This is a genomic window from Flavobacterium salmonis, from assembly GCF_903819435.1.
GTDB classification, from domain to species: domain Bacteria; phylum Bacteroidota; class Bacteroidia; order Flavobacteriales; family Flavobacteriaceae; genus Flavobacterium; species Flavobacterium chungangense.
The window spans coordinates 58,139-69,009 of record NZ_CAIJDP010000067.1; the positions used below are offsets into that span (position 1 = coordinate 58,139).

Below are 10,871 nucleotides of genomic sequence, written 5' to 3' on the forward strand. Positions count from 1 at the left end.
ATTTTTCATTTTAAAAGAATCTTGGTGATTTATCGTATCCTTTTCCTAATAAATCTAAATCAAAAAATAGCATAATTTCATGAGTTCCTGAATTGAACTGTCCTAAATTTGATGTCGTATAATCATAAGCGTACCCTATTCTAAGTGAAGGTGTAACATTGATATTCATTAAAGCACTTACGGCGTCATTAATTCTGTACGCAGCTCCCATCTCAAATTTTTCATTATACAAAATATTTGCCGTGATATCAACTGAGACAGGTGCCCCGGAAACAAATCTTGACATAAATGCCGGTTTTAATTTGAACGCATCACTAATCTGAAAAACATATCCTGCGGTTAAAAAAGTATGGATTTCTTCGGATCCGAAAGCGTTTATTCCTGATTTTTCTTCGATGTGTTTTGAACTCAATAAATTTGGGACAGATAATCCGATATAATACTTGTCGGTAAAGTAATAAGCTCCTGCTCCAATATTTGGCTTAGTCACATTGATATTTTCGGCGAAAGCCAAATCTGTTGCCGGATCCGTAAAACGAAAGCCATTAAAATTGGTCTGCAAAGAAGTAAATCCGGCTTTTAATCCTAAAGAAAGCTTGCTTTTACCTCCTAATTGAAGTACATAAGCAAAATCTGCATAGAAATTATTTTCCTTTTTCGCACCATCACCAATATCATCTGAAATTAAGGAGACACCTACTTCAATCTTTTCACTTAAAGCAGTATGCCCAAAAAAAGTAAATGTTTTTGGCGCACCTACCGCTCCTACCCATTGTGTTCTGTATAATCCTCCTAAATTTAACATTGCCGCTGTACCGGTAGCATAAGCAGGATTTACTACACTCATATTGTACATATAATGAGTATATTCGGGATCCTGTTGCGCCGATATGGATGTGAAATAAAAAAGGAAACTTATAAAAAGTATTATTTTTTTCATTTGAAATTATATTAATGTAAATGAAGATTTATCTATTTAAATAAAGACGGCCTTGTTGAGGCGGTTTATTCTCTTTATTAAAATGGATAACATAAAAATAGACTCCGTTTGACGCTATTCCGTCACCAAAACCGGCTCCTTCAGAATTTCTTCCATCCCAATCCGGTTTGTTTCTATTTCCTTTGAATAAGACATTTCCGTATCGGTTATAAATTTCAATTTTGTAATCCGGATACAAAAAATCAATTTTAAGAATCGTAAAAGTGTCATTTACATTATCCCCGTTTGGTGAGAATCCATCCGGAACAAAAAAAGTTTCATATTCCGTTTCATCACAATGAGATAAAGAAACTTTTACCGCAATATGATCTTCTGAGATACAATTTGTAGATGTTGGCAAATCAAAACCATAATAAGTTGCATTATCTACAAGTGGTGTTGTCGGGGTTAACAAATTACCATTGCTTACAGCATCATACCAAACTACTGTTTCTGAAGTATTTGTGTTATTAGACAAATCTAAAATAACAGGGTTTTCTAAACCGCAAAAATTTTGCCCGTCAGTATCTAAAACTGGTGCCGGTGAATCGCTTAGTGTAACTGTAATCATGGTAGGCGGTGAAGTACAGCCCGCAGCTGAAGTTTCTGTTACCCAATAATCCTCGGATTTTAAAACATAAGTGTTAGACAAAGGTGTAGTCAGAGCTGATGAATTGTACCATTTATACTGAGCTCCGTTTGGAACTAAATTTGCAATCGTGGCCCGATTAACTTTACAAAAAGGACGATTACCCGAAACGGGAGCAGACGGAATAGTATTTATTACAAACGTATCAGAGACTGTTGTCAAATTTACATCGCAAGTAGTTTCATTGTTTACCAGATTGGTAATCGAAATCATCGTAGAACCAGTATTTGGCAGTAAAATAGCCGGAATAGTGAAATTAGCTTTTCCATCAGTTACAGCTAAAGTTACAGTCTGTACTGCCGAGTTAACACCGGATAATAAATATGTAATTGTAACATTCGTCAGTGTTCCTAAACCGGTAACTGATGCTGAAAAAGTTTTATTAAAACAATCATCTGAAACCCCAATTTTCAAGTTGGTTACATCGGGTAATTTATTAATAATTAAATTTCCGTTTAAATTAGCAGTATTGGTACAATATGGAGTGGCAGCGTTGGTAATATTAGTAATCGTAATAATTGCGTTACCGCTATTTGAATTTAAATTTGAAGGAATCGTAAAACTTCCACTTCCATTTATAATATTAACCGTTGCCGTTTGAGCCGTTGCTGTATTGGTTCCAGAAACATTATATAAAATAGTATATGCGCCATCTTCTAATCCCGAAGCATTTGATATTAATGCCTGAGAACTTTTATTCTGACAGGTCACAGCCGGTGTTAAATTCGCCCCGTTTAAAAACGGTGTTTTATAAACATTCAAAACATCTGATAAATTATGAATGATGTTTACACAGCCGCCTTCACTGCTAAATTCATTTATTTTTGTGATGGTTACGGTAAAACTGCCCGACTGCCGAAAATAATTCCGGCTTAAAGGAAAAATTAAAACTCCATTATTAAATGTTGACAATACTGTATGTGAACCTCCATTTGGTCCTGAAACTGTATAATCTATATAGTATTGACCATTTGGAATATTCTGAATTCCCTGGTTTAATATGACCGAATAAGTTGCAGTTTGAATGTCAGACTCGCAAATATCTTTTCTCACTTCTATAGTCGCCCCCGTAAAATCGTATTTCTTTTCAATTTTAATCCTTACAACAGCAGTTTCTATTTTACACACCGGACTTGTTGGTAAAACTGTATAAGTAAAGTTATATTCTCCTATACCATAATTATTAAATATTTGCTGAACATTTATATTATGATCTTTTATAAAAGTAATCTGCCCTGTACCTATATTATCGGTCCAGGTTCCCCCTGAATCTTCACCAGCAACCCAGTCATTTAAGTCCAGATTAGAATATATTGAAAAATCACTGTCCTCACATAATATTAATTGTGAAGGCTTTCCTGGCTCCGGGGATCTAAAAACAGTTACAAATCCTGTTGAAGAAACAGCCGGGCAATTTCCAATAGCGGCAATAAAATATGTAAATTGATGATTTCCAACACCTAAAACTTCTGCATCAACAATACTATTCACAGGAGTTCCATTTTTATCATACCAATTTCCACGAGATTGCGGACTCAAATAACTATTCGCATTGAATATCTGAAAAAGATTAAATGAATGATCATCACTACAGGCCGAAGCTCTTTCTGCAAAACCTGCATATCCGCCAATAATAACTTCGATAGTTGCTGAATTATCTGTACATCCATTGATTCCTGTAACTGTATAAGTATAGTGATAAATACCACTAACAGGAATTACCTGCGCGTTTAAAACTCCTGTGGTTTCATTTAAACCTCCTGAATTATCATCATCTGACCATGTACCGCCGGGAACTGCAGTAACCCCTAATAAAGGAAACAAATCTATTGTCTGACTAGTAACATTGGGTATGTCACAAACTTCAAAAGGAGTCAATGAGTCCAGACCCGCACATTGTGCAAAACTTTTAGTAGGAAGTAAAAGAAAAATAAAAAGATAAGAGCTAAAAGCAATTAGAGAAAAGTAGTTTTTAATCATATACTAATTAAATTTTGTTAAAAATACTTAAATTATTCAACAAAACTATCTTATCTAAAAAAAAACAAAATGATAACTGTCTAATTATCAAAAGAAAAAATAAAATAAATCAAGTAAAAAACTACAATTCATCTTCTAATCGAAACCGAAACTTTAACAATATACTATTTCGTTCAATTTCTAAATTAATCCAAATATCATCTTCTGATTTTAAAAGATTATTAATCTGTTGTAAGGTATACTTATAAGGTTTGTTTCCATTTATACTGATAATTATATCTCCTTTTAACAAACCACATTTTTCGGCCGCTGACTTTTTACGCACATTTACAATTTCATAAATAGGCTTTAATTGAAATTTATATCTAAAATCATTTTTATTATTGCCATTATAATTTTCATCATTTGAAGTACTTACCCTAACCGTTTCTAAGTGTACCGTTTCCTGAACCCATTGCAGACCATTATGCTGGATTGAAATTCCGCTTTTATTGTAGGTGAAAGGCTCATTAAATTTGCTGTTTTTTCGCAGATACATTTTTTTATCTGCATAATCCATAACAATTGTAAACCGTTTTAAGACTTCACCACCAACAGAACCTATTCGATTGACAACCATTTTTACATTTTTTATGGAACTAGAGTCGGGAAAAGAAACAATAGGATTTTTAAAATCAAAATCAGCCAGTGAAAATTCATCTATTTTTGCCCTGTGCCCCTCAATATCACCGCTAAATCCTTTTCCTAAAAAATCCGGAAAATTCTTTTCAGGTAACTTTATTTTATCATTTTCAAAAACCCAGAATGAATCACTGTTTCCAATATCTACAAGTAATTTTGCGGGAATATTTACATTTTTCACTATTGCAGATGCCGTCAAATAAGGCTTTGATCTTTCAACGGTAATAGGGATTGCTCTAAATTTTTTATTTAAAGCAATCCTTATTTTTTCATTATTTTGGTGAACAAAAATTCTTTTCTTTTGATAATTAACCTCTACAATATTATTTTTAAAAAACTTGTACCCAATTATTCCGTTAACCGGAATTCCAATATGGGAAGACAAATTAAATCCCTGATCTAAAATAATATAAACCAAATGATTTGCAGATTTTAAACCATGTGTTTCCAGAATATTGTTAGTTGATTTTAACCCCTCTATTTCCTCCTCACTGCCAAGGCCCCGAAGTTTAATTTTTTCAATATTTTTAAAACTAACCTCTTTTTTATCATCCATGCTGAATAAAATGGTTTCATCTACACCCGAATCTAATAAAAAATTCAGTTCAATACCATTAACTTTTATTGGGATAAAAACCAGGTTATTAATCAGTTTAAAAGGAATTACAACTTTCTTTTTGTGCTTGTCCATTAAAAAATCATCCTGAGCTTTTAGTGCAAAAGATGCCAAAAAACCAAAAAATAATAGAATATATTTTTTCATTGACATTTTTTTATTATAAAATTACTAAAAATATTGATTATTGTTACATTTTTATAAGTACCTGTATTGTTGACGTTAAATTCGAAAAAAAAATGCAAATTTGCACTTCAATAATAAAACTCATGCCAACAATTTCACACAAAGGCAAAAACATGCCCGAATCACCGATACGCAAGCTTGCTCCTTATGCAGATAGTGCTAAAAAGCAAGGTAAAAAAGTGTATCATTTAAACATTGGTCAACCGGATATCAAGACACCCGAAGTGGCCATCGAGGCGGTAAAAAATATTGATTTAACTCTTATTGAATACAGCCCTTCAGCGGGATATGAAAGTTATAGAAAAAAATTAGCGAAATTTTACCAACGCCAAAATGTAAATGTTAACACAGAAGACATCATTATAACTACTGGTGGTTCTGAAGCCTTACTTTTTGCACTGGCCACAATTACAGATCCTGGTGATGAAATCATTATCCCAGAACCTTTTTATGCTAATTACCATGCCTTTGCATCCTCTACAAGCGCAACTGTAGTGCCTCTTGTTTCTACAATCGAGAGCGCTTTTGCATTGCCTAGTATAGATGAAGTTGAAAAACTGATTACAACAAAAACAAAAGCGATCTTAATTTGCAATCCCGGAAATCCAACCGGTTATTTATATACTGAAGCAGAAATTAAACAATTAGCAGGCTTAATAAAAAAGCATGATTTGTATCTAATTGCTGATGAAGTTTATCGTGAGTTTTTATATGATGGAGATGATGAACATTTTTCAGTAATGAATTTGGATGATGTCCAGCAAAATGTAATCATGGTCGATTCTGTTTCAAAACGTTACAGCATGTGTGGTGCCAGAATTGGCTGTTTAGTAACAAAAAACAAGCAGGTTTTAGCAACGGTAATGAAATTTGCTCAGGCACGTTTGAGTCCACCCACAATTGAACAAATTGCTTGTGAAGCTGCTATAGATACTCCTCAAAGTTACTTTGATGAAGTAATTTCAGAATATAAAAGCCGCCGTGATACTTTGATTACTGAACTAAACAAAATTGATGGCGTAATCGTAACCAAACCTAAAGGAGCATTTTATTGCATTGCACAATTACCAATACAAAATTCTGAAGATTTTGCCCAATGGCTTTTGGAAAGTTATGATTTAAACGGACAAACTGTAATGGTTGCCCCAGCTGCCGGTTTTTATTCAACCCCGGGAATGGGATTAAATCAGGTTCGAATTGCTTATGTCTTAAACAAAGAAGATTTAATTACTGCAGTTAACATATTAAAAGAAGCACTTATCGTTTACAATAAAAAATAATAAGAGCTAATTATAAACTTGCAAAAGACAATAACTGATTAAGTTATTGTCTTTTGTGTTTTTAATAAACATACATTTGGTTTAAATTTAGATTATATCCAAAAAGGAGCAATTAAATAGTAAAAACGATAGAAAAGGTTTCCTTTTTATTAATTATCTTTACTGCCTTAAAAAGATATACCACATTATAATAGTAGTTTTTAATGATAAATAACGAAGATTTTTTAGACGAAATAGGTGACAATCACTTCAGCAGCAATGCAAAAAACCCATTAAGAGAGGATGCTTTTGATATCACTGATGAAGAAAAAATAGAAAAAATAAAAAAAGATGTCGAAAACATTCTGCAGACACTTGGAATGGATTTGACAGATGACAGCATAAAAGGTACCCCAAACCGAGTTGCAAAAATGTTTGTAAAAGAAATTTTTGGAGGTTTAAATCCTGCAAAACAACCAAAAGCCTCTACTTTTGACAATAATTACAAATATGGTGAAATGTTAGTAGAAAAAAACATTACTGTTTATTCTACCTGCGAACACCACTTATTACCAATTATCGGACGTGCTCACGTTGCTTATATATCCAGCGGAAGAGTTATTGGTCTTTCTAAAATGAACCGTATCGTAGAATATTATGCAAAAAGACCTCAGGTTCAGGAGCGTTTAACGATGCAGATTGTTCAGGAACTTCAAAATGCTTTAGGTACTGAAGATGTTGCCTGCGTTATTGATGCAAAACACCTTTGCGTAAACTCAAGAGGAATTAAAGATATCGAAAGCAGTACAGTAACATCTGAATTCGGTGGAAAATTCAAAGATCCGCAAACGAAAAGAGAATTTTTAGATTATATTAAGTTAGATACGCAATTTTAAGTTTAATCGGTAAAACGTTAATTTGTTTAATCGCTTCATTACAAGTCTAATTTTTAGATTAAACAAATTAACAATTAAATAAAAAACATGTATCTCTTTTCTTTTGAAAAATTAGAAGTCTGGCAAAATTCTCGAGTTTTTATTTTAGAAATTTATAGATTGACAATTGCATTTCCTTCTCACGAATTATTTGGAATAACCTCTCAGATAAAGAGAAGCTCTTCTTCGATTGCTACGAATATTGCTGAAGGAACATCAAGAAACACAAATAAAGACCAGGCTCATTTTTTAACAATTTCATATTCTTCAGCAATGGAAACATTAAATCATTTAATTCTTTCAAAAGATTTAAACTATATTTCAGAACAAGAATACATTCAATGTCGCGAAAAACTTGAAAAATTTGTAATCAAATAAACAATCTAAAAAAATATTATCTTTCACAAGAACAAATCCGATAATCACAATTAAACAAATTAACGATTAAACGATTAAACAGTAAAAATATGTCATTATATACATCACAACCATTAAAAATATACAACTCACTTTCGGGTGAAAAAGAAAATTTCAAACCAATCCATGAAGGAAATGTTGGAATGTATGTTTGCGGACCTACTGTTTACAGCAATGTACACTTAGGAAATGTGAGGACTTTTATGTCATTCGACGTAATTTTCAGGTATTTTCTACATTTGGATTATAAAGTACGTTATGTCCGAAACATTACAGATGTAGGACATATCGTTGATGATGTTGATGAAGGCGAGGATAAAATTGCAAAAAAAGCACGTTTAGAACAATTAGAACCAATGGAAGTCGTTCAGCGTTACACCGTTGATTTTCATGACATTCTTAAAGCTTTCAATTTTTTACCGCCAAGTATCGAACCAACTGCAACTGGACATATTATTGAACAAATTGAAATTATTAAAAAAATAATTGATACCGGAATTGGTTATGTAGCCAACGGATCAGTTTATTTTGATGTTGTCAAATATAACGAAACCAACAATTACGGAATTTTAAGCGGTAGAAATATCGAAGATATGCTAGCCAACACCCGTGATCTTGATGGGCAGTCCGACAAAAGAAATCCACAGGATTTTGCACTTTGGAAAAAAGCAGAACCAGAGCATATCATGAGATGGCCATCTCCATGGAGTGATGGTTTCCCGGGTTGGCACCTTGAATGTACTGCAATGAGCACAAAATATCTTGGAAATCATTTTGACATTCACGGTGGCGGAATGGATTTAAAATTCCCACACCACGAATGCGAAATTGCCCAAAATGAAGCCTGTACAGGTCAGTCTCCGGTAAATTACTGGATGCATGCCAACATGCTTACACTAAACGGTAAAAAAATGGCTAAATCTACCGGAAATAATATCTTACCGGGAGAAATTTTAAGTGGAGAAAATAAGGTTTTAAGCAAACCGTTTTCTGCATCTGTAACGAGATTTTTTATGCTTCAGGCACATTACCGTAGTATTTTAGACTTTTCTGATGATGCCATAACTGCTGCCGAAAAAGGATACAAAAGATTAATGGAAGCACTTGATGCTTTACCTGCAATTTCTACAGGCAATTTAAGTTCTATTGATTTCAATAAATGGAAACAATTATGCTACGATGCAATGAATGATGACTTCAATACTCCTATTTTAATTGCACAATTATTTGAAGGAGTTCGTTATATTAATTTACTCAAAGAAGATAAAGAGACCATTTCTGCCGAAGATTTAAAATCATTTTCAACGGCAATCAATGCTTTCGTTTTTGATGTTTTAGGATTAAGCGATGAAAAGGCTGCCGACAGTAATAATGACAAATTAGAAGGTGTTGTAAACATGCTTATCGGAATGAGAAATCAGGCAAGAGCTGATAAAAACTTCGCTCTTTCTGATCAAATCAGAGATCAGTTAATTACTTTAGGCATTCAATTAAAAGATGGGAAAGAGGGCACCAGCTTTTCGATATAAACCAATTCATTCCTAATAAATCATGAAAGTCATAACTCCATTTGTTTTATTAGTACGCTTTTATCAAAATGCTATTTCGCCATTTACACCCTCGTCATGTCGATTTGAACCAACATGTTCAAGCTATATGATTGAAGCCTTGCAAAAACACGGATTATTTTATGGCGGATACTTAGGAATAAAGCGTATTTTGAGTTGCCATCCTTGGGGAAGAACAGGCTACGATCCTGTTCCGGAAAAGAAATGTTCGCACAAACATTAACTTTTAATAAAGACTTACTCTGCTTTAAATATTTATTTTTACTGTATCTAAAAATTATAATACTACATGACACACGCTTTAAACATCGTTTGGAATCCTTCAGAAGGAATCGATTTAGGTTTTTTTATGATTCGCTACTACAGCTTAATGTTCGTAATTGCCTTTGGTTTAGGTTGGTTCCTGATGAAAAAGATTTTCGATCGCGAAAACGAATCAATTGACAAACTGGATTCATTATTTGTCTGGACCGTTTTAGCAACTTTGATTGGCGCCCGCTTGGGTCATGTTTTATTTTATGACTGGGAATACTTTAGAAATCATTTACTTGAAATCTTCCTGCCTTTTAGATTTGAACCCAAATTCGAATTTACAGGATTTCAGGGACTAGCAAGTCATGGTGCAGCTATTTCAATTGTTGTTGCTATGTATTATTATAGCAAAATGATTTTAAAACGTCCTTTATTATGGATTTTAGACCGCGTAGTGATTCCGGTAGCCAGTGGCGCTATCTTTGTACGTATCGGAAATTTTATGAACTCTGAAATTATCGGAAATGAAACAACTTCTGCATTTGGCATCCGCTTTCTACATGACCAGTTCAGTAAAAATGAAGCTGTTAATGCAACTAAAATTGGTGATCCAAAAGAAGCTTATACTGCTATTGCAACCGACCCTAAATTTGCTGATTTGCTAGCTCAGGTTCCGGCGAAACACCCAACACAATTATATGAAGCTTTCTGCTACATTTTTGTATTTACGATTTTATTCTTTTTGTATTGGAAAACAAATGCAAGACTTAAATCAGGCTACTTATTTGGCTTATTTTTAGTTCTTTTATTTGTGGTAAGGTTCATAGTAGAATTTGTAAAAGAAAGCCAAGGAGGTTTTGAAAGTGCATTAGGTTATTTCTCAACCGGACAATGGCTAAGTATTCCATTTATAATTATTGGACTTTACTTCATCATTAGAGCACAAAGAAACCCTATAGCAGCATCTTAAACAAATAATTCAATATAAAAAATGCCCAATACTTTTTAGTATGTATTGGGCATTTTTTGTTTCATACCTAAAATAACATTCTCTAATATCCAATTATTAGTAACTCTCTTTAATCTTTATCTTTAAAAGCAGAAATCATCACATATAACAACTTTCTGTCCTGCTGTTCGCTATATCTTTTTCCGGTTAAAGAAACAAAAAAAAGGATGCCGCTGCTGTCCTACCGTCAGGACACATCTTCAAATAGCTTCCACCCTTGCATTATTGAATTGAATTTCTGTATTCCAATCCATAAAGTAGTAATTCCGGGTTTTCGCTCAGAGGTATAGCCTTTCCATCCTCCTAATCTGGCAATTGCCCAGACATACCTTTTTAAATC

9 protein-coding genes are annotated in these 10,871 nt (G+C 33.2%); 6 read left to right on the forward strand and 3 right to left on the reverse strand.

Going from position 1 to position 10,871, the window contains the following annotated elements:
• Nucleotides 1-10 precede the first annotated feature (10 nt).
• The 3 genes from FLACHUCJ7_RS10075 to FLACHUCJ7_RS10085 form a co-directional block, all read right to left on the reverse strand.
• Complete coding sequence (locus FLACHUCJ7_RS10075) at nt 11-940, reverse strand: PorP/SprF family type IX secretion system membrane protein (protein WP_180908812.1); 930 nt, start codon at nt 938-940, stop codon at nt 11-13.
• Nucleotides 941-968: 28 nt separating this feature from the next.
• Nucleotides 969-3,608, reverse strand: coding sequence for a gliding motility-associated C-terminal domain-containing protein (locus tag FLACHUCJ7_RS10080; protein ID WP_180908813.1), 2,640 nt, complete (start codon nt 3,606-3,608; stop codon nt 969-971).
• Between the two features lie 121 nt (nt 3,609-3,729).
• A complete protein-coding gene (locus FLACHUCJ7_RS10085) occupies nt 3,730-5,052 on the reverse strand; it encodes a PDZ domain-containing protein (RefSeq protein WP_180908814.1) in 1,323 nt (440 codons plus the stop codon).
• A gap of 122 nt (nt 5,053-5,174) precedes the next feature.
• Here FLACHUCJ7_RS10085 and FLACHUCJ7_RS10090 point away from each other — a divergent pair, with 122 nt between their 5' ends.
• The 6 genes from FLACHUCJ7_RS10090 to lgt all read left to right on the forward strand — a co-directional run bounded on the left by FLACHUCJ7_RS10090 (nt 5,175) and on the right by lgt (nt 10,492).
• On the forward strand, nt 5,175-6,371 hold the full coding sequence (locus FLACHUCJ7_RS10090) for a pyridoxal phosphate-dependent aminotransferase (protein WP_078229974.1): 1,197 nt from the start codon (nt 5,175-5,177) through the stop codon (nt 6,369-6,371).
• Nucleotides 6,372-6,574: 203 nt separating this feature from the next.
• On the forward strand, nt 6,575-7,246 hold the full coding sequence (gene folE, locus FLACHUCJ7_RS10095) for a GTP cyclohydrolase I FolE (protein ID WP_078229947.1): 672 nt from the start codon (nt 6,575-6,577) through the stop codon (nt 7,244-7,246).
• A gap of 87 nt (nt 7,247-7,333) precedes the next feature.
• Complete coding sequence (locus FLACHUCJ7_RS10100) at nt 7,334-7,663, forward strand: four helix bundle protein (protein WP_123922097.1); 330 nt, start codon at nt 7,334-7,336, stop codon at nt 7,661-7,663.
• An 89-nt stretch (nt 7,664-7,752) separates the two neighbouring features.
• Complete coding sequence (gene cysS, locus FLACHUCJ7_RS10105) at nt 7,753-9,231, forward strand: cysteine--tRNA ligase (RefSeq protein WP_180908815.1); 1,479 nt, start codon at nt 7,753-7,755, stop codon at nt 9,229-9,231.
• A 22-nt stretch (nt 9,232-9,253) separates the two neighbouring features.
• The gene (gene yidD / locus FLACHUCJ7_RS10110) at nt 9,254-9,493 is read left to right on the forward strand and encodes a membrane protein insertion efficiency factor YidD (protein WP_078229945.1); all 240 of its coding nucleotides are present in this window, start codon (nt 9,254-9,256) and stop codon (nt 9,491-9,493) included.
• A gap of 66 nt (nt 9,494-9,559) precedes the next feature.
• The gene (gene lgt / locus FLACHUCJ7_RS10115) at nt 9,560-10,492 is read left to right on the forward strand and encodes a prolipoprotein diacylglyceryl transferase (protein WP_180908816.1); all 933 of its coding nucleotides are present in this window, start codon (nt 9,560-9,562) and stop codon (nt 10,490-10,492) included.
• The last annotated feature ends 379 nt before the right edge of the window (nt 10,493-10,871 follow it).